This is a genomic window from Amycolatopsis sp. NPDC004772 (assembly GCF_053601215.1).
Window position 1 is genome coordinate 18,672 of record NZ_JBSGBK010000014.1, and the last position, 25,723, is coordinate 44,394.

Genomic DNA, 25,723 nt, shown 5'->3' on the forward strand with positions numbered 1-25,723 from the left:
GAAACTCACGGCGTCACAAGCGCCGCTTCGTAGGCGAAGATCGTCAGCTGCACCCGGTTCGACACATCCAGCTTCGCGAACGCCCGCGTGATGTGCGTCTTCACCGTCGCCTCGCTGAGAAACAGCTCCGCCGCGATCCGAGCGTTCGGCTTTCCCTGCGCCACCGCCGTCACGATCTCGCGTTCCCGCTCGCTCAGCCGCTCCAGCTTCGCCTGGGCCCGCGACCGCCGCGGGTTCGCCCGCGTGGCCACGAACTCGCCGATCAGCTGCTTCGTCATCCGGGGAGACAACATCGCGTCCCCGTTGGCCACCACCCGGACGCCCTCGATGATCTCCTGCGGTGAGCCCTCCTTCAGCAAGAAGCCGCTCGCGCCCGCCGCCAGGGCCTCGAACACGTACTCGTCGAGGTTGAACGTCGTCAGGATCAGGACCTTCGGCGGCTTCGGCTGGGCCAGGACCGCCGCCGTTGCCACCAGGCCGTTCATCCGGCGCATGCGGATGTCCATGATCACCACGTCCGGCGCGTGCCGGGCCACCTGCTGGACCGCTTCGTCGCCGTCGCCGGCCTCCGCGACCACCTGCAGGTCGGGGGTGCTGCCCAGGATCATGGACAGTCCGGTGCGGACCAGCGGGTCGTCGTCGACGAGCAGTACGCGCACGCTCACCCGCCCATGCTAGGGCGCCGGTGCCGCCCACGGCAGCCAGGCCCGCAGCGCGAACGTCCGCTCGTCGAACGGGCCCGCCGACAACGCCCCGCCGAGCAGGGAAATGCGCTCGTTGACGCCGGTCAGCCCGGTGCCCGACCCCGGTGACGGCACCGGGTGCGGCGGCAGCGGGTTGAACACCTCGACCGACAGCCCCGGGCCCGGGCCGCCGCGGACCAGCACCTCCGCCGGTGCCCCCGGTGCGTGGCGCAGCACGTTGGTCAAGGCTTCCTGGAGGATGCGGTACGCCGCCGTGCCGAGCGGGGCCGGGGCCGTCGACGCCTGGTCGAGCAGGATCGTCACGTTCACCGCCAGGCCGGCCTGACGGGCGCCGGTGACCAGGTCGGGGATGTCGGCCAGCGTCGGCTGGGGCGGCTCCGCGGGCCCGCCGGGCGCCCGGTCGGCGAAACCCGAGCCGCGCAGCACGCCGATCACCTGGCGCAGGTCGTCGAGCGACTGCCGGGCTGTCGTCCGCACGGTCTTGGCCGCCTCCACCGTGTCCGGCGTCGTGGCCGCGGTGACCTCCAGCGCGCCCGCCTGCAGCGAAAGCAGGGACAGCCGGTGCCCGAGGACGTCGTGCATCTCGCGGGCGATCCGCGCCTGCTCCTCCCGGCGGGCCACCTGGTCGCGCAGGGCCGCCTCTTCGGCGGCGAGGCGCCGCTTCTCGGTGAAGCTGTACCGGACGATCCCCAGCGTGAGCGGGACCGCCGTGTAGACGGCCGCGGTGACGGCGACGCCGATCAGCTTGGCGCCGATCGTCTCGGTCGAGATCCACGTCTCGGCCAGCGACGACTCCACGGGCCGGCTCGCGTCGCGCCACACCGCGAGCCCGGTGGCGGCGAACACGAGCGTCGCCGCGCTCCAGCGCCACCAGCCGGTGAAGCGGGTCGCGAGCGCGGCCAGCGCGATCAACGCCGCCAGCGAGTCCGCCGCCAGCAGCAACGGCGGCGCCACCGCGATGCCCGTCACGACCAGGGGCCAGTGCCACCGCCACACCAGCATGATCGACGCGCCGACCCCGAAGAACCAGCCGAGCACCGCCGCGGCCGTCACGTGCAGAGCGTCGGTACCGGGCAGGCTGATCTCCAGCGACACGTTCACGATGCCCGTCACCAGGCTCGCGGCGACTGCCAGCACGGTGCACACCACGCCCAGCACGGACCGTCCCATGGGGATCAGCCTACGAGGTGACCACCCCGTCCCCATCAGCCGTTCCGCTCGTTGGCTTCGCCGCCGGTGACGACTTTCGTCGTACGCGGTCGAGGCCTGCGGACGACGCGGGCGGGGCCGCGCCGCTGGTTTCCTTCTCGCCGTCAAGCGCCAGGTGAAAGGAAAACCCCGATGACCGACCACACCCCGCTCCAGCAGCACCCGGCCCCACCGGCGGCCCCGCCGCGCAACGGCCTGGGCACGGCCGGGTTCGTCCTCGGCCTGATCGGGCTCGTGTTAGCCCCGATCCCGATCGTCGGGGTGATCGCCTGGCCCCTCGCCGTGCTCGGCCTGATCCTGGCCGCGGTCGGCGTGGCCAGAGTCCGCTCCGGGAAGGCGACCAACAAGGCCCTCTCGATCGCCGGCGTGATCCTGTCGCTGCTCGCCCTGGTCGTGAGCATCCTGTGGCTGGTGGTGATCGGCAAGGTCGTCAACGACGTGAACGAGCAGGCCACCGCCCACCACACCATCGTCTACCAGGTCAGCGGGGACGCGAAGGTCGTCGACATCGACTACAGCACCTTCGACCGCAACACGATCCTGATCAACACCGAAGCCGGCGCCGCGGTGCCGTGGACCAAGACCGTGGAAGCCACCGGGTTCCTGGCCGGTGCCCAGTTCACCGCGACCGCCGGCCCGGACGGCGGCTCGGTCACCTGCAAGGTGATCGTCGACGGCAAGGAAGCCAAGACGGCGACCGCGGCCGGCGCCGGGGCCAGCGCGAGCTGCACCGGCTTCTGAACCGCCCGTGCCACCCGGGCGAGGGGGCCGGGGCGGCACGGGGGAGAGGGGTGGGACCCGGCCAGGGGGCGGGTCCCACCCTCCGCGGTTCAGCTGCAGTGCTCGAACTCGCTTTCGTAGGCCTGGCCGCCGGCCGAGCCGCCCCACTTCACGCACTTGTCCGCCGCCGCGGCCTTCACCGGGCCGGCGAACCAGGAGAACGAACCCGAGTCGGTCTGCCGTGCCGAACCCTTCACCTCCAGGTAGGCCGAGGTCGCGGTGGCCGTGCCGGCGGAGGCGTTCTTCATCGTGCTGACGCAGTTCTGGCCGTTGGCCGCGTTGTACGACAGGTACACCGTGCCGGCCGCGCCGCCGGTGCCCAGCGGCGCCGAGTCGATGACGCTGTAGCCGCCACCGCACGCCGGGGCGCCGAGCGCGTCATCGGTGACCGTGGCGAAGCGGATCGCGTCGTACGGGTGCGCTGTGGGGCCCACTTCGAACAGCACCCCGGCCGACGACTGCGACAGCGGCACCATGTCCGAGTACGCCGCGCCGCCGCCCCACACGAGCAGGCTGCCGGCGTTGCCGGTCCAGTTGGCGCCCTCGTCGAACGACGAGTGCACCCGCAGCTGCTCGCGCTCGCCGCACACGGACGGTGCGGCGAACAGGAGCCGGTTGTACTTGCCGCCGGTGTCGGTGGCGCTCATCCGGGCCGTCGAGCCCTCGACCGTCGGCGCGACGAGGTCGGTGGCGAAGTCGAACTTCGAGCTGAACGTCGCGCCGCCGTCCGAGCTGATCGCGAACGCCCGGTTGTGGGTGCCGTCCGCGAGGCACTTGTTGCCGTCGTTCGCCTGGTTGCGCGCGGCGGCGTAGATCCGGCCGTCCCGGAGCTCGGTGACGCTGATCTCCTGCGGGTTGATCGCACTCGTCGCCGGCTTGTCGGTGGCGCCGAGGTGCCACGTGCTGCCCTGGTCGTCGCTGTAGACCAGCGCGCCGATGTTCGAGTAGCTCATCCCGGCGACGAGCCGGCCCTTGTGCGCACCGCGCGTCAGCACGATCCCGTGGGAGGGCCCGGTGGCCAGCCAGCCCGGCGCCGTCGAGAAGCCGAGTTCGGTGGTCAGCGTCTTCGGGGCACCCCACGTCTTCCCGTTGTCCTCGCTGATGGACACGCGCGGGATCCGGCCGCAGTCGGGGTTGGTGTAGCACTGCATGGTCGACAGCAGCACGATCCGGTTGCTGCCGGGGATGACGATCGGCGCGGGGTTGCCCTTCGTGTCCCCGAACGCGGTGATGACGGTGTTCAGCGCGCCCCACGTCTTGCCACCGTCGGTGGAACGCTTCAGCACGAGATCGATCTTGCCCAGGTCGGCGCAGGCGTGGGCGCCGCCGTTGCGGCCCTCGGCGAAGGCGAGCAGGTCGCCGTTGTTCGCCTTGACGACGGTGGGGATGCGGTAACAGTCGTGGCCCTCGGTGTTCTTGGTGAACACCGGCGTGCTGGCCGCATCGGCCTGGGCGGTGGCGGCGCCGACGGCCGCCGGGACGGCCAGGGCGGCACACCCCAGCAGCCCGGCGAGCAGCCCTTGGGCGAGTCGGGTGATCTTCACGGTTCGAGCTCCCTACGGAATCGTTCTTCGTCTCGCCGGCAGCGTCGACACGATCCGTACAAGAGCCGTACAACCTCGCGTATAACGAACTATACGTGACGCGCAGGGAAAATTCAGGTGAACACGGCCAGAGTCCCGAAGCCGGTCGCCAACACCAGCAGCGTGGACAGGAGACCCAGGAGCAAGGCCCGGCCGCCGCCGCGCAGCAGCGTGCCGAGCCGGACGGCGCAGCCGAGCCCGAAGAGCGCGCCCGCGAGCAGGAGTGTCGACGCGGTCTTCGCGACGTCGAGCACGAATCCGGGGACCACACCGGTGCTCCGGACGGCGACCATCGCGAGGAAGCCGAGGACGAACAGCGGCACGAGCGGGGCGTGCGTGTCGCGGCGGCCGCGTTCGGCGGCGCCGACGAGCGCGACCACCGGGGCGAGCAGGACCACACGGCTGAGCTTCACCACGACGGCGATCCCGACGGCGGCGGCGCCCGCGGGCCCGGCCGCCGCGACCACCTGGGCGACCTCGTGCACCGAGATCCCGGCCCAGCTGCCGGTCCGGGCGGCGTCGAGACCGAGCGCGTGGGCGAGCAGGGGGAGTGCGGCCAGGGCGAAGCTGCCGTAGCAGGTGACGAGCGCGACGGCGGTGGCGACGTCTTCGTCGTCGCGCTCGACCACGCCTTCCATCGCGGCGATCGCCGAAGCGCCGCAGATCGAGAAGCCGGTGGCCACCAGCAGGGCGAGTCCACGGGGCACCCGGATCAGCCGGCCGAGGCCGAGCGTGCCGAGGAAGGTGACCGCGACCGTCAGCACGACCGCGGCGAGCGTGCCGGGGCCGAGCGCGAGCACGGTGGGGACGGCGAGCTGGAGCCCGAGCAGGACGACGCCGGCGCGCAACAGGCGTTTCGTGAGCTGGGCGACGGCCCGGCGGTGCTCGTCGGTCAGGACGGGGGTGCTGCCGACGGCGACGCCGAGCACGACGGCGACGGTGAGCGCGCCGGCGACCGGCCACAGGGAACTGAGCGCGTACGCCGCGGCGACGCCGAGCCCGGTGATCGCCACTCCGGAGGTTTTCGCCGCTGTCAGTGCCATGCTTCCAGCGTCGCCGGTGCCGGGCGCGCGCGGTAGCCGGTGGTCGGTGCTGAGGTCATAGACTGAAGCTATGACCGGACCGGATCTGGACTCGCTGCGCCTGCTGGTGCTCGTCGACGACCTCGGCAGCATCGGCCAGGCGGCGGGCGCGCTCGGCATCGCCCAGCCGTCGGCGAGCAAACGGCTGTCCACTTTGGAGCGCCAGCTGGGACTGTCCCTGGTGGACCGAACCCGCCGCGGCTCGGCCCTGACCCCGGACGGCCGGGTGATCGCGGGCTGGGCCCACCGCGTCCTGACCGAAGTGGACGGTCTGCGCACCGGCGCGGAAGCACTGCGCACCCAGCGCGGCGCGCAGCTGCGGGTCGCGGCGAGCATGACGCTCGCCGAGCACTTCGTGCCCGCCTGGATCGGCGAGGTCAAGCGGACCGGGCCGGACACCTACGTCGGGCTCGAGGTGGTCAACTCCGAGCAGGTCGCCGACCTGGTCGCGCGCGGCCGGGTGGACCTGGGGTTCGTCGAGTCGCCGGGACCGTGGCCGGGCCTGGCGACCCGCCGCGTCGCGACGGACCGGCTCGTGGTGGTGGTGCCGGCCGGGCACGCGTGGGCCCGGCGCCGCCGTCCGCTGACGGCGGGCGAGCTGGCCGCGACACCGCTGGTGGTCCGTGAGCCGGGGTCGGGAACGCGCGAGACGGTCGAGGCGGCACTGCGCCGGGCGGGGGCGGGGCCGGTGACGCCGTTGCTGGAGCTGGGTTCGGCATCGGCGGTGCGCAATGCGGTGATCGCGGGCGCGGGCCCGGCGGTGATCAGCGACCTCGACGTGGTGCGCGAGGTGGCCGGCCGGCGGCTGGTGCCGGTGGCGGTGGAGGGCATTTCGCTGGGCCGGGTGTTGCGCGCGGTGTGGCCGGCGGGCCGGCGCCTGACCGGCCCGGCGGCGGACCTGCTGACGCTGGCGGTGAAGCCGGGTTCTTGAGGCCCCGGGCGATCGAGGCGTGCTTGCCGTCGATCGAGCGACGATATATCGTGTGAATGTCGCCGATACGATATGGAGGTCGTCATGGAGATGAGTGCAGGCGCGGGCCGGATCTTCGCCGGGTTCGGGAGGCACGGGGGACACCACGGACCGGGCCACGCCGGGTTCGGCCGCGATGAGGCCGGGTTCGGGCGCCCGGGGCACGGGATGCCCGGTCACTTCGGCCCGGAACACGGCGTGCCCGGGCACGAGGACTGGGACGGCGGCCCGGAGCTGGCGCGCGGCTTCCCGCCGCCCCCACCGCACCCGCCCCAGCCTCCGGGTTTCCCCGGCTTCCCGGGCGGCCCGGGCTCGTTCGGCGGCCCGGGCGGCTGGTTCGGCGGCGGCGGCCCGTTCCAGCGGGTCCGCGAGTTCCGCGGCGGCGGCCGCCCACAGGCCCGCCCGGTGCGGCCGGCGGTGCTGGCGTTGCTGGCCGAGGAGCCGATGCACGGCTACCAGCTGATGCAGGAGATCCGCCGCCGCACGCACGACCGCTGGCGCCCGAGCCCGGGTTCGGTGTACCCGATCCTGCAGCAGTTGGAGGACGAGGGCCTGGTCCACACGGTCGAAACGGCCGGTCGCCGAGTCGCGGAACTGACCGACGCGGGCCGCGAGCACGTGGCGGGCCGCGAGGCGGAGTTCGCGGCGCTGTGGGAGGAACCGGAGGAGGAGCCGGGCGCGGATCGCTTCGCGGCCCTGTGGCACGCCCTCGGTGAGCTCTCGGGAGCGGCCGCGCAGGTGGGGTACAGCGGCAACGAGGCCCAGGTCGCCGAGGTGAAGAAGATCCTCGCCGACGCCCGCCGCCGGGTGTACGCGGTCCTGGCCGACGCGGGCCTGGAGGACGAGGACGCCTGACAGCTGCCGCCGGCGTGGCTCGTGTCGCGGTTCCGGCCGCCGCCACGAGCCACGCTCAGCCGGGCCGATGGCTCACGGCCTGGCCGGGCCGGGTCCTGGCGGTACCAGCCGGCCACACCCCACGGATGTCGGCCCGCACCCACCAGCATCAATTGCACCCCGCCGGGCGGATCGTCCACATCGGACGGTCCACCGGCGGGGTAGGCTCCACCCATGGAGGAGAAGGACTTCGCCGCCCACCTCACCGCGACCATGACCGGCAGCGCCCTCACCATGCTCATCGGGGTCGGCCACCGCACCGGGCTGCTCGCCGCCGCCGCGCGGGGGCCCGCCACCAGTGCCGGGCTTGCCGCGCGCGCCGGGCTGCACGAACGCTACGTCCGCGAGTGGCTCGGCGCCATGGTCACCGGGGGCATCTTCACCTACGACGGCCGCGACTACACCTTCCCGCCCGAGCACGCCAAGTTCCTGCTCGGCGAAACCGCGTCGAACCTGATGCCGTCCCTGCTGACCCTGTCCGCCTTCACCGGCATCCTGCCCGACCTCGAGCGCGCGTTCGCCGAAGGCGGCGGGGTCCCCAGGTCGGCCTACGGGCCCTACCTCGAAACCCTCGGCGCGAAAACCGGTGACAGCTGGAAGCACATCTACCGCGAACACCTCGTCGACGGCTTCTTCGGCGCCGTCCCCGGCCTCAACGAGCGGCTCGCGGCCGGCGCGCGCGTGCTCGACCTCGGCTGCGGGACCGGGAACGCCATCGCCGTCGCCGCCCGGGCCTTTCCCGCCTCGCGCTTCACCGGCCTGGACATCAACCCGGACGTCGTCGCGCAAGCCGGTGAACGCAAGCCCGCCAACGCCGAATTCGTCGTCGGGGATGCCGCCGAACTGCGGGCCGATCCGCCTTACGACGTCATCACCGCGTTCGATGCCGTCCACGACCAGGACCGGCCGGACGTCGTGCTGCGGCGGGTCCACGACGCCCTCGCGCCGGACGGGCTGTTCTTCATGGTGGACACCAACTTCTCCAGTCACCTGGAGCGGAACGTCGGCAACCCGCTGGCCGCCCTCACCTACGCGATCAGCCTGATGTACTGCACGACGACGTCACTCGCCGAGGGCGGCGCCGCGCTCGGGGCCGTGTGGGGCACCGAGAAGGCGGCGGAAATGCTTGCGGACGCGGGGTTCCGGCACGTCGACGTGCTCGAATCCCCGCGCCCGCAGAACTGCATCTACGCCTGCCGGCCGTGACTCACTGCTGGTACGGTGCCGCCGCGGCCTTGGCGGCGGTGATCAGCGCGCCCTTGTTCTTCGGCCAGAACGTGCTGTCGACGCACGTGTAGCGCGGCAGGAAACCGCCGCACGTGCCGCTCGAGCCGCCGACCTCGAACGTCACGCTGGCGACACCGAGCTCGCCGTAGGTGAAGTCGTCGGTGGTGCCGGTCGTGTCGTAGCCGACCGTCTCCTCGTTGGTGCCGACGAGGTAGCCGTTGGACGCGGCGTACTTCGCGCCGAGCCTGCGGTACTGCGCGTCGTTCGGCGAGGTCGCCTGGGTGAAGCCCCACGGGATGATGATGTCGTTGCCGTAGCTGTGCAGCGTGATCATCGTGCCCTTGGCCGTCGCGGGCGCCGGGTCGTTGTTGCCGGTGCCGCGCTGGTCCGGGAAGATCGCGCGGGCCAGCTTCTCCAGCGCCTGCACCTCGGGCTCGGAACCCGCGCTCACGCCCTGGTAGGTCTCGGAGCAGGCGGAGTTGGAGTCGCCGCCCCACTTGAACGTCGAGTTTCGGTTGAGGTCGACGCCGATGTTCGTGCCGCTGCAGCCGCGGGAGTTGTTGGCGTTCTTGCGCTGCAGCTTCGGCGAGTTCCCGCCGGAGGCGACGATGTCGACGCCGTCGGGGTTGGCGATCGGCACCACCCAGACCTCGGTGGTGTCCAGAATGGACTTCGCGGTCGCGTCGGTGGCGTAGCCGTCGGCGAGGTAGTCGATCCAGCGCCAGGCGAGCTCGCCGGTCGACAGCTCGCGCGCGTGGATCTGGGCCATCAGGAAGAACTTCGGCTTCGTCGACGTCGTCGAGAGCGTGCAGTCGCCGGCCTGCTTCTTGGTCAGGCAGATCGCCTGGACGTCGTGCCCGCCCTGGCCCTTCAGCTTCTTCCAGGACTGGCCGATCGTGTACTTCGTGGCCAGGTCGGGGTGAGCCGAGGCGACGGCGGCGAGGTGGTTCTCGTGCGCGGTGACGGTCCGGTATCCGCCGTAGTAGGTGTCCGCCGCCAGCTTGTTCGTCTCGGCCGGCAGTTCCTTGTAGACGGTGTCGAAGAACGACGGCCGGTACCCGAGCGCCCGCAGTTTCGCGGCGACGGCCCGCCCGCCGACGACGTTGACGCTGGCGGCATCGTCCCCTTCTTCGACGTCGAACCCGGCATCGGTCAGCGCCTGTGCCTGGGCGGCGGTGGCCGGGACGCGCCAGAACACCGGTGTGTCCGCCGTCTGCGCGGCGGCGGTACCGCCGAGCACGGAGGTGAGCAGGACCCCGGACGCCGCAAGGGCGAGCCGGGACAGGGACCTTGACGCCATCGGGGGATCTCCTCACGCCGCACGGATGGAGGTCCGGTCGGAACCCGTGGTCACCGTACCGGCACGCACAGTGTGTCGGCCCGGTGCAAAGGGGTCATACCCCCGAAAGTCGCGAAGCGTCGGAATGCCGAAGGGGCACTTCCCCGGGAAAGTGCCCCTTCGGATCGGACGACGCCGGCCGCTACTTCTTCAGGCCGTGTTCGATCGCCTCGATGATCCGCGGCCGCAGGTCGGCGGCCGAGATGATCGCGTCCACCGAGCCGACCTCGACCGCTCGCTGGATGCTGTGGACGCGGTCGAACTCCGCTGCCACTTCGCTGACCTTTTCGGCGCGGACCGACGACTGGAGCTCCGCCAGCTGGGCGTTCAGCGCCGCCCGGGAGGCGCCCGAAGCCGACGTCAGCTGGGCCTGCAGCTCCGTCACGCGCGGGTCGTTCGCCGCGCGGTTGTTGACCTCGCCCGCGAACACCACCGCCGCCGCCGGGGCGCCGCCCAGCACCGAGGCGAACGAGCCCTCCAGGGCCAGCACCGTCATGTTCGGGTTCAGCGCCTTGGAGAACACCACGAACGCACCGCCGTGGTAGCGCGAGATCACGGTGAACACGATCGGGCCCTCGAAGTTGACGATCGCCCGGCCGATCTCCGCGCCGTACTCCAGCTGCAGCTTGCGCAGGGACTCCGGCGAGCCGTCGAAGCCCGACAGGTTCGCCAGCACCACCAGCGGCCGGTTGCCCGACGCCGCGTTGATCGCGCGGGCCGTCTTCTTCGACGACCGCGGGAACAGCGTGCCCGCGGTGTAGGTGTCCGGGCCGTCGGTGGGCGGGAAGCCGCGCCGCGGCACCGAACGCGACTCGATGCCGACCAGGCAGACCGGGCGGCCGCCGAGGTGCACGTCCTGCACCGCGGACGTCTCCGCGTCCGCCATCCCCGCCCAGCGCTCCAGCACCGGGTGGTCCTGGTCGGACAGCGCGCGCATCACCGTGCGGATGTCGAACGGCTTCTTGCGGTCCGGGTTGTGCTCGGCCGAGAAGATCTGGCCCACCGTCGTGAAGTCGCTGCCGGCGATCGCGTGCGGGAACGGCGAGACGTCCCGGTCGATCGGGTCGCTCGTGCCCACCTTGCGCGGCCCGGCCTCACCCGGCACCACGTACGTGTGGTCGTAGTGCGCCATCAGCACTTCGCGCGCGGCCGGCAGGTTCGGCGCCCAGTACTGCGCCTGGCCGTTCGGGCCCATCACGCGGTCGTAGCCGCCGATGCCGAAGTTGTCCTCGGCCGACACGCCACCCGAGAAGTCGAGCGCCTGCTTGCCGGTGAGCACCATCGCCGAGTCCGGCGTCATGATCAGCACGCCCTTGGTGTGCATGAGCATCGTGGCTTCGGCGTTCCAGTACGGCTGGGCGCCGACGTTGATGCCGTTGACCACGATGTTGATCTCGCCGCCGTCCTGGGTGAACGTGACGATCCGCTTGAGCGCCGCGGCGACCCAGTCCATGTTCTCGGTGCCCGAGGACATCGAGATCCGCGCGCCCGAGGACAGCGCGAACCACTCCAGCGGCACCTGCATCCGCTCGGCCAGGTCGAGCGCCGCGATCACCCGCGAGCACTCCGGCTCCGACAACGCACCCAGCGACTTGGTCGGGTCACCGAGCAGCACCACGCGGGTGACGCCCTCGGGGTGCCGCTCGCTCGGGGTCGTGACGACACCGGCGATGATCGCCGCGGTGTTCTTGCCCTTCGGCCGGTCCACCGGCACCAGGACACCCGAGGTATCGAGGTCGTGCTCGGTGAAGGTGCCCTCCGGACCGGAGAGCAAGCCGGTGATCTCGTACGGGTAGACGGTCCCGCGCCGCGCCGCGCGCAGCACCTTCAGGCGGTAGTCGTCGAGCGGCTTCACCGGCTCGGTCGACGGCGCCTCGACGTGCAGCCGCGCGCCGTGGCCGGGGTCGAGGGTGATCCGGACGGCGAGCTCGGTCAGCTTGCCCGCGTCCGTGCGCCGCCGCGCCAGGAACTGGACCTCCTCCAGCCCGGCCCCGACCGACGTCGGCAGGATGCGCTGGACGAGCTGGTTCAGCTCCTCGGTGGTCAGGTCGGTCGGCGGCCAGACGTACATCATGATCCGGTTCGTGTCGAACCGCTTGTTCTGCGGCCGCTGCGCCTGGATGTTGCGGATCGCGTCGAGGCAGGCGGTGACCGCGTCCTCGAGCGCGGGCAGCGCGACCAGCCGCCCGTCGGCTTCGCGCAACGGCGTCAGGTCGCGGACCTGGCCCATCGCGATCAGCCGCTCGTCGGCCGGGTTGGTCTTCGCCACGGCCTTGAACAGGTAGATCTCCTCGTCCGCCGACGGCAGGCGGGTGAGGTCGAACTCGCGCAGCCGCTCCAGCTGCAGGCGCTGCGCGATCTGCGGGTGCAGGCCGCGGATCAGGCGGTCCTCGGTGAAGCTGTCGCCGTCGCGCTCGAAGGTGAAATGGTGGTGCATCACCGCGCCACCGGTGCCGGCCACGGTGATCACGACCCGGCGGACCCCCGCGGGCAGCGGGTTCTCGGCCAGCAGCGTGCCGAGCCGCTCCGCTGTCGCGTCGACGTCCGGCTGGTCCTCCCAGCGCAGGTACAGGTCGGCGACCACGCCGTCGGTGGCCACCTCGCCGAGCGCGCGCAGGGTGCCCGGCAGCTCGGCGATGTCGACGGCGGTGGTGACCAGCGGCAGCACGCCGCCGGGGGCGTTCAGCTCGGCGGTCAGCCAGCGGTGCCCGCCGGCTTCGCGCACGGCGACCCCGGAGAGCCGCCGGTTGCCGTAGTAGCGGCGGGTCAGCACTTCCAGCAGCGGCGCGCGATCCCGGCCCGGACGCCCGATCTGCTGCCCGATCAGCCGCACCAGGGGCTCCGAGCCGGTGATCATGGCCTGGATCCGCTCGGCGCGGTCCGGCGCGTCCGGGTGCTGGTCGAGGTAGGTCAGCTCGGTGCGGACGGCGGCGTAGACGCGGGCGCGGTTGCGGCGCAGCAGCGGCTGGGCGAACCAGCGGAAGACGACGCCGCGGGCCAGGTCGGACACCGCGGGGAAGCGCACCTGCGTGGCCTCGACCAGGTGCTCCAGGGTGAGCCCGGCGCGCTCGCTCAGCGCCTCGGCCGGCGGGGCCCCGGTCAGCCACTGCCGCAGCAGCTCGGAGACGACCGCGATGTCGGCCGCCGTCCGCTGCTGGGCCAGGAAGATCCGGAAGACCGCGGCTTCCAGCTCCGGCGTGCGCTCCAGGTCCTCGACGCCGTAGTGCGCGAGGACGCGCTTGAGCTTCGCCTGGAAGCCTTCGGTGACGCCGGCGCGTTCGACGTCGAGGCTCTGCAGGTAGGTGTGGAAGAACTCGCGCGGGCTGTGCACCGCGCCGTTCGGCACGGTGTCCTCGCCGCCCGGGGTGTTGCGGCTCAGCTCGGACAGGTCGGCGAAGACGGTGAGCAGCTCCAGCTCGCCCTCGACCGGCCGGTTGCCCAGCTCGGTGCGGGCCTCCAGGTACGCCGCGACGAGCCGCTTGCGCTCGGCGGGGTCGACGTCGAAACCGAGCAGCAGGCTGCGGAGGTCCTGGAGGCCGCGTTCGACGCGCTCGGCCGCGGACACGCCGTCCGGCACCGACGGCAGCTCGATCTCGACGGTCTCGGTGTCGTCGGCCGCTTCGTCCGCGGCGTCGTCGGCCAGCGGTTCCAGGCGCATCAGCGGTGCGCCGGTCTCGACCTGGCTGCCGACCGACACCGGGCATTCGCGGACGCGGGCGCGGAACGGCGCGCGCAGCACCGTCTCCATCTTCATGCTCTCCAGGACGAGGATCGGCGCGTTCGCCTCGACCTCGTCACCGACGGCCAGCGGCGTGGCGACGACCAGCGCGGGCGCGGGGGAGCGGACGACGCCGCCTTCGTCGCGGCTGATGCGGTGGGTGACGCCGTCGACCTCGACGAGGTGAATCGGGCCGTGGGTGGCCGAAACGAGCCGGAAGCGCCGGCCGTTGACCAGGATCTGGCCGCTGTGGGCGTCGAACCGGTCGATCTCGATGTCGGCGTGGTGGACGTCGGACGCGCCGGCCGAGATGCCGACGCGGAAGCGGGTCCGCCCGGCCCTGGCGACCGAGACGCGGTAGCCGACGCCGCGGAGCTTGAGGTCGAGCGGGCGGCCGCTCTCGTGCTGGACCTGCGGGCGCCCGCCGTGCGCGGTGGACAGCAGCCGCTGGACGGAGACCTCTTCTTCGTCCTGGTAGGCCTCGATGGCGGCCGCGGCGAGGGCGATCGCGGAGTGCCGGTGGGTGACCAGGCGGCCTTCGGCGCGGACGCGGTCGATCCAGCCGGTGTCGGCGCTGGCGTCGATCACCTCGGGCTGGTCGAGCAGGTCGAGCACGAAGCTCTTGTTGGTCGCGCCGCCCTCGATGATGACGGTGGTCTCGGCCATCGCCCGGCGCAGGCGGCCGAGCGCCTCGTCGCGGTCGCGGCCGTAGGCGATGATCTTGGCGATCATCGAGTCGAAGTCGGCCGGGATGGTGTCGCCCTCGCTGACGCCGGTGTCGACGCGGATGCCGGGGCCGGCGGGCAGGGCCAGCCGCGCGATGCGGCCGGGGGAGGGCGCGAAGTCGCGGTCGGGGTCCTCGGCGTTGAGCCGCGCTTCGACGGCGTGGCCGCTCTCGGCGGGCTGGGTGCCTTCGAGCTTCCCGCCGCCCGCCACGTGCAGCTGCAGCTTGACCAGGTCGGAGCCGGTGGTGATCTCGGTGATCGGGTGCTCGACCTGCAGGCGGGTGTTGACCTCGAGGAAGGCGAACAGCTTCTCGCCCGGGTGGTACAGGAACTCGACGGTGCACGCGCCGCGGTAGCCCACGGCCACCGCGAGCCGTTCCGCCGACGCCTTGAGCTCGGCGGTCTGCGCGGGCGCGAGGACCGGCGACGCCGACTCCTCGATGATCTTCTGGTTGCGCCGCTGCACCGAGCAGTCGCGGACGCCGAGCGCCCACGCCGTCGCGCCGTCGGAGATCACCTGGACCTCGACGTGCCGGGCGCCGGTGACCAGGCGCTCGAGGAAGACGACGCCGGAGCCGAAGGCGCGCAGGGCTTCCTGGCTGGTGCGCTCGTAGGCGTCGGCGAGGTCCTCGCCGGAGGCGACCATGCGGATGCCGCGCCCGCCGCCGCCCGCGGTGGCCTTGAGCATCAGCGGGTAGCCGATCTGCTCGCCGGCCTTCAGCGCGTCTTCGAGGGTTGCGACCTCGCCGCGGCTCCACGGCGCGACCGGCACGCCGACCTCTTCGGCGATCAGCTTCGCGCCGATCTTGTCGCCGAGCTTGCGCATCGCGTCCGCGCTCGGCCCGACGAAGGTGACGCCGACCTTCTCGCACAGCTCGGCGAACGCCGGGTCCTCGGCCACGAAGCCCCAGCCGACCCAGGCGGCGTCGGCCTTCGTCTCGACCAGCGCCTTCTCCAGCTTGGCCAGGTCGAGGTACGGGCGGGCCGAGGCCGGGCCGAGGTCGTAGGCCAGGTCGGCCTCGCGGACGAACGTCGCGGTGCGGTCGGCGTCGGTGTAAAGGGCGACCGTCTCGATCCGCGTCCCGGTTTCCGCCGACAGATCCCGGACGGCGTGGATGAGCCGCATCGCGGCCTCTCCGCGGTTGACGATGGCGACACGACTGAACACCGGCTGAGCCTCCCAAGTACCCACGCGCAGAAGGCGACGTACCCGTCGTGGAACGTCGCCTGCACTTGTCTACACCCTGGTGGATGAGGATGGGTCGGACCAATGTCCGCCATGGCGCATGCCGGAGCGGCTGAGTTGTGGGAACCCGACAAAAAGCGACCCGCACCACACCGTGTGGACCGGCTTTCACGCGAGGTTCGCGACAAAGCACTCAACGCGAGTGCGAACGGCGGGTGACGCGGAAGCGATCAGGAGGCGAGCAGGACGCCGGAGTCCAGCACCTGGCCCAGCTCACGGCGCTCGGCCTCGGACAGCGGCACGGCGGCGACGTCGCACCGGCCGTCGGGCCCGGGCGCGGTGGTGACGGCCAGCACGGGCCGCCCGTCGATCTCCCGCAGCGTGACGCGGCCCCCGCACGCCAGGTCGACGGTGACGCCCGGGCAGTCGCGATGCCTGCCCAGCCAGCGGCTGACGAAATCGAAGGTCATCGCGGTCTCCCTCGGTACGGCGCACTCCCCTGGAGCACAGGTGTCCTCAGGTGATGCCCCGGATACCTCGTGGTTACACCCGTTCGAGCGAAACGGCGGGCGGGCACCCCCCGACGTGGTGCCGGCCCGCCGCTGTTCCCGCCGGCGGCCCGTCAGCGCAGGGGCGCCTCCAGGACGTACCGCTTCGCCAGGCCCGCGCCGCAGTCGACCTCGACGGTCCGCCGGACGACCGGGGCACCGTCGTCGCCGCGCAGGGCGTAGCCGACCGCCGTCGAGTCCGGGATCGTGCGGACTTCGGCGGGCACGCGGCCACCGGCGGCCAGCCGGCGCAGCAGCCGCTGCATCGGCGCGTCGAGGGCCTCGTCCACGGTGGCCGGCTCGCGCGCGGCTTCCCCGGCCGACGGCGGTGCGGTGGGCGCGCCGTCGCTCAGCCGCTCGACCTCGCGGGTGGCGTCGACGATCGTCGTCACCGTGCCGCCGCCGTCGATGGCGACCCGGACCTCGCCGAGCCCGGGGGTGACGACCGGGTGGCCGTCGACCAGCTGCGTGAACACCACGTGCGTCTCGCGCACCCGCGGGTCGGCGACGTCGTCGGCGGTGCCGCCCGCGTGGTACTGGTGACGCACCTTGTCGGCGACCAGGTCCACCCGATCGGCCAGGCCGAACGTCTCGACCGCGTCCTGGGCGATCCGGACGGCTTCGTCCGCGCTCGGCGCGTCCCGTCCGGTGCCGTCGGCATCGGCGAAGGTGATCTCGCGGACGCCGCGGTGGTCGACGCTCAGGCTCGGCCCGTCCTGGCCGGCGCCCAGCACGACACCGTGCGGGCCCATCGCGTCCTCGGGTACCTCGCCGCCGAGCCGGACGCCGTAGTGACCGGCCAGCTCGGCCAGCCGCGACGGCGAAAGCCGCTGCGGCGCGAACCGGGCGGTCTGCACCGAGCCGGGCAGCTCCAGCCGCGGCGCCCGGATGCTCTTGGCGGCGTCGTACCAGGTCCACCACCACCAGTTCTTCGACGCGGCGGCGGTCTGGAAGGTCCCCTCGTTCCACAGCCGGTCCTGCGCCTCGGCCTGCGTCGCCCCGCACGCGACGGCCGACGGCGCCTGGTGGTGGTCGATGTCCCAGGAAGCGTCGAGCCACGCCTTGCTGAACTTGTGGCCGTTGCCGTTCCACTTGCTGAAGAAGTAGGCGCCGTAGTTCGGGCTGTCGACGCTGGTCGTCTCGAAGCCGAAGATCATCCGCAGGCCGAGGTTGGCCGCGTCCCAGGTGCGGATCGGGCTGTTGCCGTCGCCGATGCGCAGCGAGAGGCAGGTGGAGAAGAAGAGGTAGCGCGCGACCTCGTTGCCCAGCCGCATGTCGGCCGAGCTCGCCCAGGCCGACCCGCCCCAGGTGCCGCCCATCGGCATCCAGAAGACCCCATTGCCGTCCATCGTCCCGTGCCCGGAGTGGTACTCGGCGACACAGGCGTCGAAGCCGTAGGTGCCCTGCCAGTCGTCGTACTGTTCGCCGTAGATCCACGACAGCACACCACTGTCGGTGTACCAGAAGTTCGGCGCGGTGAACTGCTTGACGTAATTGTAGAAACCACCGGCGTCGTCGTGGGTGTAGGAAAGGTCGTTCATCCCGGGCGGGAAGTCCTCGATGGAGCAGACGCCGTACCGGTTCGCCCCGCGGTCGGCGGCCCGGCCGGTCCCGGAGCCGAACGGATCGGCCGAGGTCAGCGCCCGCGCGCCGGCGGGTGCCCCCGGTGGCGCGGTGACCACGCCGTTCTTGAGCAGTGCCATGATTCCTCCCCGTGGGTGGCAGAATGCAGCGATCGGACGGTAGCCGCCGCCGCGCTGAAAACTTTCGGATACATCTTTTTGCCACACCTTCAGCGCAATTTTTTCAGCGCTGCACCGATTCCGTGGGACGTTTTTGCGAGAAGCCGGGAAGCGGTCAGCGGGCACCGGCCACAGTGGACGGACACGAGGTCCCGCCGACGGCCGCGGCGAAATCTCGCCGAGCGGGGGGACTCAGCCGAAAGTTCACCGCCGGTTCGCGCCCGCGTTCGCCTGGTGGGCCTAGCGTCCGATGCGGAGGTGCGCATGAACGACTTCAGCCGCCGGACGCTGTTGCGGGCCGGTGGGGTGGCGGCGGCCGCGGGGATGCTGCCCGGCGTGGCATTCGCCGGTCAGCCGGGTGGGACCAGCCGGACGCAGACCGTCACCGGCACGCTGGAACCGGACGTGCCGGACTGGTACTACCTGCCCGTCGACGTTCCGCGGGGGGTCCGGCAGATCGACGTCGTCTACTCCTACGACAAGCCGCCGGTGCCGGCCGGCACCCGGGGGAACGCCTGCGACATCGGCATCTTCGGCCCCGAAGGGCACGACGTCGGCAACGCGCGCGGCTTCCGCGGCTGGTCCGGCGGCTTCCGCGACCGCTTCTCGATCAGCGCGTCCGAAGCCACGCCCGGTTACCTCGCCGGCCCGATCAAGCCCGGCCGGTGGCACGTCGTCCTCGGCCCGTACACCGTCGCGCCGCAGGGGCTGCACTACCGCGTGGACATCACGCTCACCTTCGGCCCCGACGGCGCGCCGTTCAAACCGAACCCGGCCCCGGAAACCGCTCCGGCCCGGGACCGGGGCCGCGCCTGGTACCGCGGCGACGGCCACCTCCACACCGTCCACTCCGACGGGCGGCGGACGCCGGAGCAGCTCGTCGCCGACGCGCGTGCCGCCGGCCTGGACTTCATCGTCTCCACCGACCACAACACCTCCAGCTCGCAGCTGGTCTGGGGCGACCACGCGACCGACGACCTGCTGATCCTCAACGGCGAAGAGGTGACGACCCGGTCCGGGCACTGGCCCGCGATCGGCCTGCCCGCCGGCACCTGGATCGACTGGCGCTACCGCGCGGCCGACCCGCGGGACTTCCGGCGCTTCACCGAGCAGGTGCACCGCGCCGGCGGCCTGGTCACCGCGGCGCACCCGTTCGCCAACTGCTTCGGCTGCACCTACGAATTCGCCTACGAGCTCGCCGACCTGGTCGAGGTCTGGAACGGCCCCTGGACGCAGGACGACGAGGCGAGCGTCATCCACTGGGACGGGCTGCTGCGCGGCGGCCGCTTCATCCCGGCGATCGGCGACTCCGACGCGCACAACCCGGACCAGCGCGTGGCCCTGCCGCACACCGTCGTGCTCGCCGACCGGCTGCGCCGCCGGGAACTCCTGGCCGGGTTGAAAGCGGGCCGTTCGTGGCTGGCGGAATCGGCGTCGGTCCAGCTGGACTTCACCGTCTCCGGCGGCGGCCGGAGCGCGGGCATCGGCGAGCGGCTCGCCGCGGGCACCGGAACCCCGGTGACCGTCAAGGCCGTCGTGGCCGGCGTCCCGGGGACCACGGTGACGTTCCTCGACCAGCTCGGCCCGGAACACAGCGAGCCGATCGGCGACTCGGGCGCGGCCACGGTCACCTGGACGACCTACCCCCGCTACAGCCGGTGGGTGCGCGTCGAGGTCCGTCGCCCGTCCGGTGGCCCGAACACCACGGTGCCGAACGCGATGGTGGCGATGTCCAACCCGATCTTCCTCGGCCCCGCCGACTGAACCCGCACCCGGGGTACCGCGTCCTCCGTTTGGCAGACTGGTGCGAACGGGTGATGGGGAGGCAGGGTGCGCGGTTGTGGCCTGAAGGTGGCCATGGTCCTGGGTGCGGTCGTCGTGCTGGTCGCGGCGATCGTCGTCGTGGTGGCGTACACGCGCGGCTCGGTGAAGACGCCGGGGTGCACGGTGGCGCTGCCGGGGGACAACGCGACCGCGTACACGTTCACCCCGGAGCAGATGAACAACGCGGCGACGATCTCGGCCGTGGGCACCAAGATGGGGCTGCCGGCGCACGCGGCGACGGTCGCGCTGGCGACGGCGTTGCAGGAGTCGAAGCTGCGCAACCTCGAGGGCGGTGACCGCGACTCGGTCGGGCTGTTCCAGCAGCGGCCGAGCCAGGGCTGGGGCACGATCGCCCAGCTGCGCGACCCGGTCTACGCGGCGACGGAGTTCTACGAGAAGCTCGAGAAGTTGCCGAACTGGGAGACGCTGCCGATCACCGAGGCCGCGCAGGCGGTCCAGCGGTCGGGCGTCCCGGACGCGTACGCGCAGTGGGAGCCGCAGTCCCGCGCGATGGCCGCGGCGTTCAACGGCCAGTTCCCGGCCGCCCTGACCTGCCGCAACCTGACCTTGGCGGCCCCCGCGGACCTCGCCGCGGCGGCGACGGAGGAGCTGGGCACGGCCGGGTTGAGCGGCCCCCACCCGGCGGGGCAGGGCTGGACGTACGCGACCTGGCTGGTCGCCCGCGCGGAGGCGCTGGGCGTGGACAAGGTGAGCTTCGCCGGCCGGACGTGGACGGCGGAATCGGGCGCCTGGGCCGACGATGCCGCCGCGGGCCAGGACCTCGCGCTGCACCAGACCGCGGCGGCCCAGGTCAGCGAGTAGCGCGGGGCTCAGTGAGGTGCCGGGCGGGTCGCGGCGGCCCAGCGGACCGCCGGGCCCATCGCCCAGCCCGCGCCCAGGAACACCGCGCCCAGCAGGAGCCAGCCCGGGATGCCCCAGCCGATCACCACCGTGCTCAGCAGGACCGGGCCGAGCGCGCGCGCCACCGAGATGCCGCTGCCGAAGAAGCCCTGGTACTCGCCCTGCTTGTCCGCCGGGGCCAGCGCGAAGCCGATCTCCCACGAGCCCGCCGACTGCAGCATCTCGCCGAGCACCTGCACCAGCGCCCCGGCCACGAGCACCCCGAACGCCACCGCCGGTGACGTCCCCAGTGCCGACAGCGCGAACGCGACGCACGATGCCAGCAGCACCACGCCCGACCTGAGCACCATCCGCGCCGCCGAATCGAGCGAGGTCAGCCGGCCGGCCACGCGGACCTGCAGGACCACCACCACGACCGTGTTCAGCACGAACAACGCCGACACCGTCCAGCCCGGCGCCGCGGTGCGTTCGACGATCCACAGCGGGATCGCGACGCTCAGCAGCGGCATGCGCAGCAGCAGGACCGCGTTGAGCAGCGTCACCAGCGCGTACGGCCGGTCGCGCAGCACAGCGGACCTCGGCGCTCCCGGACGCGCGGACGTCCGGGGGACCGCCGGGAGTGCGTGCAACAGCACCGCCGTCACGACGAAGGCCGCCGCGTCGAGGACGAAGACCGTCAGGTACGCCGAAGCCGTGTCGGCCGACAGCGCGAGGCCACCGAGTCCGGCGCCGACGGCGAGGCCCGCGTTGCCCGCGGACTGCAGGTGGGCCCGGACGCGCGTGCGCCGCTCCGGGTCGGCGAGGGCGGCCAGCAACGCCTGGCGGACCGCGGCCAGCCCCGTCTGGCAGCTGCCGTAGAGGCACGCGGCGAGGACGAACGCCGGCGGCGAGCGGACGACGAGGAACGCGAGGATCGACGTGGCCGTCGCCAGGGCCAGCAGCACCGCCGAGCCGCGGGCGCCGTGGCGGTCGGCCAGGTGCCCGAGCGGCACGCCCGCGACCGAGCCCACCGCCCACCCGAGCGTGAGCCCGAGCCCCACCTGCGCCGGGGTCAGCCCGGCGATCCGCGTGAAGAACAGGACCGAGCAGGTCAGGAACGCGCCGTCGCCGAGCGAGGCGACCAGCTGCGCGGCGGCGAGCAGGCGCCCGGCCGGCCGGGTCTTCGGACGTTCGAGAAGCGCTGTCATGGCAAGAACGGTAGAGCGGAACTTGGCTCGGTCCCAGATCCAATTCTCGACCATCGGAATGGGCCAATATAGGCTCGCCGGATGGACTTCCACGTCAGCCTGGCCGGCCGCGGCGACCTCAGCGTCCGCATCTACCGCCAGCTGCGCGACGCCGTCCTCGACGGCAGGCTGCGTGCGGGGGAGCGGCTGCCGCCGACCCGGGAACTGGCCCGGCGCCTGGCCGTCTCGCGCAACACCGTCGCGGTCGCCTACGACCGCCTCACCGCCGACGGCTTCCTCACCGGTCGCGTCGGTGCCGGCACGTACGTCTGCGCGGAACTCCCGGCCCCGAAGCCACGCCGGGCTCCCTCGGCACGCGGGCCGCAGCCGAAAGCGGTGTGGCGATCGCTCCCGCCCCCGGCCGCCGCGCCGCCCGACCCGGTGTTCGACTTCCGCGTCGGCATCCCCGACGCCGCGCTGTTCCCCCTGGAGACCTGGCGGCGCCTGCTCGCGCGGGAACTCCGCGACACCGCCGGGTTCGCCCACTACGCCGAACCCGGCGGCCACCCCGGGCTGCGCGCGGCGATCGCCCGGCACGTCGGCGTCTCCCGCTCGGTGCGCGCCGGCGCCGACGACGTGCTCGTCACCCAGGGCGCCCAGCAGGCCCTCGACCTGCTCGCCCGGGTGCTGCTCGAACCAGGCGACCGGGTCGCCGTCGAAGAGCCGGGTTACCGGATGGCCAGGCTGCTGTTCGCCTCGCACGGCGCCGAAGTCGTCGGAGTGCCGGTGGACGGCGAAGGCCTCGACGTCGCTGCGCTGCCGCCGCGCACGAAGCTCGTGTACGTCACGCCCTCGCACCAGTTCCCGCTCGGCACGCCGATGTCCCTCGCCCGGCGCACGGCGTTGCTGGCGTGGGCCGAGCGCGCCGGCGCTGTCGTCGTCGAGGACGACTACGACAGCGAATTCCGGTTTTCCGACCGGCCGCTGGAGCCCCTGCAGAGCCTGGACCGCGACGACCGGGTGGCCTACGTCGGATCGTTCTCGAAGACGCTGCTTCCCATGCTGCGCCTGGGTTTCCTGATCGCGCCGGCGTCCCTGCGCGACGCGTTGCACCACGCCCGGCAGCTCTCGGGCTGGCACGGCGATCTGCCCGCTCAGGCCGCGCTGGCGGGGTTCATCGACGAAGGCCTGTTCGCCCGCCACCTCCGCCGGGCGACGAAGGTCTACGCGGACCGCCACGAGCGCATCACGACGACCCTGGAACGGGTTTTCGCGGGCCGGCTCAGCCCGGTGCCGTCGGCGGCGGGCCTCCACCTGTGTGCGCTGGCCGATACCGAGGCGGACCTGGACCCGATCGCGGCCCGCGCGGCCGCGGCCGGGGCGGCGATCCAGACGCTGTCCGACCTCTGCGGCGGTTTCCCGCGCCAGGGCGTGGTTCTCGGCTACGGCTCGATCCCCTTGGACAGCATCGACGCCGGGCTCGCGGTGCTGGACGAGGCCTGGGGCTCGGCGTAGTGGTCGGTCCGCCGGCGCACGGCGACGAGGATCCCGCCCGCGCCGGTGAGGGCCGCCGTGGTCAGGATCATCAGCCAGCCGCGGCGGAAGTCCGCGAGGTCCGGCGTTCCCGCGAAGATCGCGACGAGCACCGCGGTGCCCAGGACCGTGCCGATCTGCCGGGCCGTGTTCACCATCGACGAGCCCGCGCCCCAGCGGGGCGGCGGCAGGACCGTGCCCACCACCCCCGACAGGCTCGGCAGGATCAGCCCGACGCCGAGGCCGGTCAGCAGCTGGCCGGGCAGCATCGACGCCGCGTAGTCCGGCGTCGATCCCATGCGCAGCACCCAGATCAGCACGCCGGCGCCGAACGCGACACCGCCGAGGGCGACCACCGGGCCGGGCCCGAAGCGGTGCACGAACCGGCCGCCGAGGATCGACACCCCGACCACCACCAGCGGGCCCGGGGCGAGGGACAGCCCGGCCACCAGGATCGAGTCGTGCCAGATCGAGGTCAGGAACAGCACGTTGCCGAACAGCATCGCCGCGAACCCGGCCGCGAACACCCCGGTGGTCAGGCAGGCCAGCCACAGCGTCGGCACGCGCAGCGCGGGGAGGTCCAGCACCGGTACCGGGTGCCGCGCCGAGCGCAGCGGGACCCAGGCCAGCGCGACGGCGGCCACCGCGAACGCCAGCAGCACCGGCTGCGCGCCCCAGCCGCGGTCGGACGCCTCGACCAGCGCGTACGCCAGCGCTCCGACACCCACGAGCAGCCCCGCCGCACCCAGGACGTCCGGGACGCCGGTCGACGTGTCCCGCGACTCGCGCAGCACCCGCGGCCCGGCCAGCAGCGTCACCGCGCAGATGGGCAGGTTCACCAGGAACACCCAGCGCCAGGACGCCTCGACGAGCAGGCCGCCGACCGGCGGGCCGAGCGCCGCGGCCGCCGCGCCCACCGACGCCCAGACCCCGACCGCGAAGGGCCGCCGGTGCGGCGGGAACGCCGTCAGCAACAGGGCCAGCGACGTCGGCATGACGAGCGCGGCACCGATCGCCTGCACCGCGCGGAAGCCGATCAGCACGGGGATCGAGGGCGCGGCCGCGCAGGCGGCCGACGCGAGGGTGAACACCGCGACGCCGGCGAGGAACAGCCGGCGGCGGCCGTAGCGGTCGGCCAGGCGCCCGGCCGGGGCGAGGCAGGCGGCGAACAGCACCGTGTAGCCGTTGAGCACCCACGACAGGGTCGCCAGGTCGTCGCCGGGGAACGCGGCCCGGATGCCGGGGAAGGCGATCGTGACGATGAACGTGTCCAGGCTCGCCAGGAACGCGGCCGTCGAGACGACGAGCAGCACGAGGCCGGGCTTCGGCGGGGCGGGGGTCATGGTCCTCCTAGGTTCAATAAAGCAACCTAGCTGGACCGACTGGGTTTCAACAAGAGACTCAGGCGGCGGCGCGCTCCTCGGCACGGGCCTGCAGCGCCGCGAGGGTGTGTTCGATCGACCGGACGTTGTACCCGGGGCGGTCGGCGCGGCCGGTGACCCGCGGCCCCATGAACTTCCGCACCACCCAGCTGCCGATCCGGTACCAGTTCTCGGTGACGACGCAGCCGTCGGCGGCCGGCGCCAGCACGTACTCCCACCGCGAGACCCGCGAGCCGAACGGCGTCCGCACGTCGAAGGCGAACCGGCGGCCCGGCTCGAACGCCACCACCCGCACCCGCGTCCACCACTGCAGCTCGCCGTTGCGGTTGCGGCCGCGGAACCGCGCGCCGAGGGCCGGCCCGGTGCCGTCCAGCCACCGGCCGCCGACGTTCTCCGGGCTCAGCTCGCCCATCCGCGGCAGGTCGGTGACCCACGACCACACCGTGCCCGGATCGGCGGAAACGGTCACCCTGCGCGAAATCGTCGGCTCCACGCTCCGACGGTGCCAGCGGCCGCGGTGGCCGGGCAAGGCTCCGGAGCGGAGTCCGCAGCCGAGAAGAGCCCGCCCGGGAAAACGCCCCGCCCGGATCGGGTTGTGAACCCCCGGTTGTGGGTATTACGCGCGCGGAGCAGTCCCACGACACGGAGGGTGCGGTGGTCAGCGTGATCCCGATCGAAGTGGTGGGGATGGCCGTCCCGGTGCCCGGTGAGGCGCCCCTGATGCTGCTGCGCGAGCCGGAGGGCGCACGCCGCTGGCTGGCGATCATGATCGGGTACGGCGAGGCCGAGGCCCTCGTGCGCGCGCGGGAACAGATCGCGCAGCCGCGCCCCGGCACCATCGAGCTGCTCGGCGACGTCCTCGCCGCGTTCGGCCAGGGCCTCGCGGCCGTCGAGCTGACCGAGGTGCGGGACGGCATCTTCTACGCCGACCTCGTGCTCGCCTCCGGCACCCGCGTGTCGGCCCGGCCCAGCGACGCGGTCGCGCTCGGCCTGCGCCAGGGCGCACCCATCCGCGTCGCCGAAGAGGTGCTGGACGTCGCGTCCGTGCAGCTCGAGGTCGAGCAGGAGACCGAGGGGCCGGCCGCCGACGTGCTCGACACCGAAGCCGAGGTCGAGCGGTTCCGCGCCGAGCTCGACGGCCTGCGGCCGGAGGACTTCGACGACCGGTAAGACAATCTTCTCCCGCCGGACCGATGAGTTCCGGCGGCCGCGCCGGTACACCCACCGGAAGCCGCGGGCGACGGGAGAAC

General features: G+C 72.8%; 19 protein-coding genes. 8 read left to right on the plus strand and 11 right to left on the minus strand.

The features are described 5' to 3' along the window. Window positions 1-5: 5 nt before the first annotated feature. Window positions 6-665: a response regulator transcription factor gene (locus ACWEF6_RS11660; RefSeq protein ID WP_449682867.1), complete on the minus strand. Its 660-nt coding sequence runs from the start codon at window positions 663-665 to the stop codon at window positions 6-8. Window positions 666-674: 9 nt separating this feature from the next. Then, a complete protein-coding gene (locus ACWEF6_RS11665) occupies window positions 675-1,874 on the minus strand; it encodes a sensor histidine kinase (RefSeq protein WP_449682868.1) in 1,200 nt (399 codons plus the stop codon). Between the two features lie 171 nt (window positions 1,875-2,045). Here ACWEF6_RS11665 and ACWEF6_RS11670 point away from each other — a divergent pair, with 171 nt between their 5' ends. Next, the gene (locus ACWEF6_RS11670) at window positions 2,046-2,654 is read left to right on the plus strand and encodes an MmpS family transport accessory protein (protein ID WP_449682869.1); all 609 of its coding nucleotides are present in this window, start codon (window positions 2,046-2,048) and stop codon (window positions 2,652-2,654) included. A gap of 89 nt (window positions 2,655-2,743) precedes the next feature. On the opposite strand, the gene ACWEF6_RS11675 is transcribed toward ACWEF6_RS11670, so the two are convergent. Beyond that, window positions 2,744-4,237 carry a sialidase family protein gene (locus ACWEF6_RS11675; RefSeq protein WP_449682870.1) on the minus strand — a complete coding sequence of 498 codons (1,494 nt, stop codon included), beginning with the start codon at window positions 4,235-4,237 and terminating at the stop codon, window positions 2,744-2,746. A 113-nt stretch (window positions 4,238-4,350) separates the two neighbouring features. Then, a complete protein-coding gene (locus ACWEF6_RS11680; protein WP_449682871.1) occupies window positions 4,351-5,319 on the minus strand; it encodes a YeiH family protein in 969 nt (322 codons plus the stop codon). Between the two features lie 70 nt (window positions 5,320-5,389). Between ACWEF6_RS11680 and ACWEF6_RS11685 the strand changes: the two genes are divergently transcribed. From ACWEF6_RS11685 to ACWEF6_RS11695, 3 genes are all read left to right on the plus strand, one after another. Further along, the gene (locus ACWEF6_RS11685) at window positions 5,390-6,289 is read left to right on the plus strand and encodes a LysR family transcriptional regulator (protein WP_449682872.1); all 900 of its coding nucleotides are present in this window, start codon (window positions 5,390-5,392) and stop codon (window positions 6,287-6,289) included. 84 nt (window positions 6,290-6,373) lie between these two features. Beyond that, window positions 6,374-7,183 carry a PadR family transcriptional regulator gene (locus ACWEF6_RS11690; RefSeq protein ID WP_449682873.1) on the plus strand — a complete coding sequence of 270 codons (810 nt, stop codon included), beginning with the start codon at window positions 6,374-6,376 and terminating at the stop codon, window positions 7,181-7,183. Between the two features lie 213 nt (window positions 7,184-7,396). Beyond that, entirely contained in the window at window positions 7,397-8,428 is a 1,032-nt protein-coding gene (locus ACWEF6_RS11695; protein WP_449682874.1) for a class I SAM-dependent methyltransferase, read from the plus strand. Between the two features lies 1 nt (window position 8,429). Here ACWEF6_RS11695 and ACWEF6_RS11700 read toward each other — a convergent pair whose 3' ends face one another. The 4 genes from ACWEF6_RS11700 to ACWEF6_RS11715 form a co-directional block, all read right to left on the minus strand. Continuing rightward, window positions 8,430-9,749, minus strand: a complete 1,320-nt coding sequence (locus tag ACWEF6_RS11700) for a M14 family zinc carboxypeptidase (protein WP_449682875.1) — start codon at window positions 9,747-9,749, stop codon at window positions 8,430-8,432. A gap of 181 nt (window positions 9,750-9,930) precedes the next feature. Further along, entirely contained in the window at window positions 9,931-15,399 is a 5,469-nt protein-coding gene (locus tag ACWEF6_RS11705; RefSeq protein ID WP_449682876.1) for an ATP-binding protein, read from the minus strand. 248 nt (window positions 15,400-15,647) lie between these two features. Next, window positions 15,648-15,887, minus strand: a complete 240-nt coding sequence (locus tag ACWEF6_RS11710; RefSeq protein WP_449682877.1) for a hypothetical protein — start codon at window positions 15,885-15,887, stop codon at window positions 15,648-15,650. A 152-nt stretch (window positions 15,888-16,039) separates the two neighbouring features. After that, window positions 16,040-17,668 carry a DUF6345 domain-containing protein gene (locus tag ACWEF6_RS11715; protein ID WP_449682878.1) on the minus strand — a complete coding sequence of 543 codons (1,629 nt, stop codon included), beginning with the start codon at window positions 17,666-17,668 and terminating at the stop codon, window positions 16,040-16,042. A gap of 297 nt (window positions 17,669-17,965) precedes the next feature. On the opposite strand from ACWEF6_RS11715, the gene ACWEF6_RS11720 reads away from it, so the two are divergent. Both ACWEF6_RS11720 and ACWEF6_RS11725 read left to right on the plus strand, forming a co-directional pair. Next, window positions 17,966-19,471 (plus strand): CehA/McbA family metallohydrolase, encoded by a 1,506-nt coding sequence (locus tag ACWEF6_RS11720; RefSeq protein WP_449682879.1) that lies wholly within the window; start codon window positions 17,966-17,968, stop codon window positions 19,469-19,471. 66 nt (window positions 19,472-19,537) lie between these two features. Further along, the gene (locus tag ACWEF6_RS11725) at window positions 19,538-20,353 is read left to right on the plus strand and encodes a hypothetical protein (RefSeq protein ID WP_449682880.1); all 816 of its coding nucleotides are present in this window, start codon (window positions 19,538-19,540) and stop codon (window positions 20,351-20,353) included. An 8-nt stretch (window positions 20,354-20,361) separates the two neighbouring features. Here ACWEF6_RS11725 and ACWEF6_RS11730 read toward each other — a convergent pair whose 3' ends face one another. Beyond that, window positions 20,362-21,579, minus strand: a complete 1,218-nt coding sequence (locus tag ACWEF6_RS11730; protein ID WP_449682881.1) for an MFS transporter — start codon at window positions 21,577-21,579, stop codon at window positions 20,362-20,364. A gap of 81 nt (window positions 21,580-21,660) precedes the next feature. On the opposite strand from ACWEF6_RS11730, the gene pdxR reads away from it, so the two are divergent. After that, complete coding sequence (gene pdxR, locus ACWEF6_RS11735) at window positions 21,661-23,073, plus strand: MocR-like pyridoxine biosynthesis transcription factor PdxR (RefSeq protein WP_449682882.1); 1,413 nt, start codon at window positions 21,661-21,663, stop codon at window positions 23,071-23,073. Here the strand turns inward: pdxR and ACWEF6_RS11740 are convergent. Then, the gene (locus tag ACWEF6_RS11740) at window positions 23,001-24,434 is read right to left on the minus strand and encodes an MFS transporter (RefSeq protein ID WP_449682883.1); all 1,434 of its coding nucleotides are present in this window, start codon (window positions 24,432-24,434) and stop codon (window positions 23,001-23,003) included. The two genes, pdxR and ACWEF6_RS11740, sit on opposite strands and share 73 nt — an antisense overlap. 58 nt (window positions 24,435-24,492) lie before the next feature. Further along, window positions 24,493-24,966 carry an SRPBCC family protein gene (locus ACWEF6_RS11745; protein ID WP_449682884.1) on the minus strand — a complete coding sequence of 158 codons (474 nt, stop codon included), beginning with the start codon at window positions 24,964-24,966 and terminating at the stop codon, window positions 24,493-24,495. A 161-nt stretch (window positions 24,967-25,127) separates the two neighbouring features. Between ACWEF6_RS11745 and ACWEF6_RS11750 the strand changes: the two genes are divergently transcribed. Next, window positions 25,128-25,643 carry a bifunctional nuclease family protein gene (locus ACWEF6_RS11750; RefSeq protein WP_310975581.1) on the plus strand — a complete coding sequence of 172 codons (516 nt, stop codon included), beginning with the start codon at window positions 25,128-25,130 and terminating at the stop codon, window positions 25,641-25,643. The last annotated feature ends 80 nt before the right edge of the window (window positions 25,644-25,723 follow it).

Coding starts and splice junctions, on each gene's coding strand:
- ACWEF6_RS11715 (WP_449682878.1), bottom strand. CDS start 17,668: ATGGCACTGCTCAAGAACGGCGTGGTCACCGCGCCACCGGGGGCACCC.
- ACWEF6_RS11670 (WP_449682869.1), top strand. CDS start 2,046: ATGACCGACCACACCCCGCTCCAGCAGCACCCGGCCCCACCGGCGGCC.
- ACWEF6_RS11685 (WP_449682872.1), top strand. CDS start 5,390: ATGACCGGACCGGATCTGGACTCGCTGCGCCTGCTGGTGCTCGTCGAC.
- ACWEF6_RS11680 (WP_449682871.1), bottom strand. CDS start 5,319: ATGGCACTGACAGCGGCGAAAACCTCCGGAGTGGCGATCACCGGGCTC.
- ACWEF6_RS11710 (WP_449682877.1), bottom strand. CDS start 15,887: ATGACCTTCGATTTCGTCAGCCGCTGGCTGGGCAGGCATCGCGACTGC.
- ACWEF6_RS11740 (WP_449682883.1), bottom strand. CDS start 24,434: ATGACCCCCGCCCCGCCGAAGCCCGGCCTCGTGCTGCTCGTCGTCTCG.
- ACWEF6_RS11665 (WP_449682868.1), bottom strand. CDS start 1,874: ATGGGACGGTCCGTGCTGGGCGTGGTGTGCACCGTGCTGGCAGTCGCC.
- ACWEF6_RS11690 (WP_449682873.1), top strand. CDS start 6,374: ATGGAGATGAGTGCAGGCGCGGGCCGGATCTTCGCCGGGTTCGGGAGG.
- pdxR (WP_449682882.1), top strand. CDS start 21,661: ATGGACTTCCACGTCAGCCTGGCCGGCCGCGGCGACCTCAGCGTCCGC.
- ACWEF6_RS11730 (WP_449682881.1), bottom strand. CDS start 21,579: ATGACAGCGCTTCTCGAACGTCCGAAGACCCGGCCGGCCGGGCGCCTG.
- ACWEF6_RS11700 (WP_449682875.1), bottom strand. CDS start 9,749: ATGGCGTCAAGGTCCCTGTCCCGGCTCGCCCTTGCGGCGTCCGGGGTC.
- ACWEF6_RS11695 (WP_449682874.1), top strand. CDS start 7,397: ATGGAGGAGAAGGACTTCGCCGCCCACCTCACCGCGACCATGACCGGC.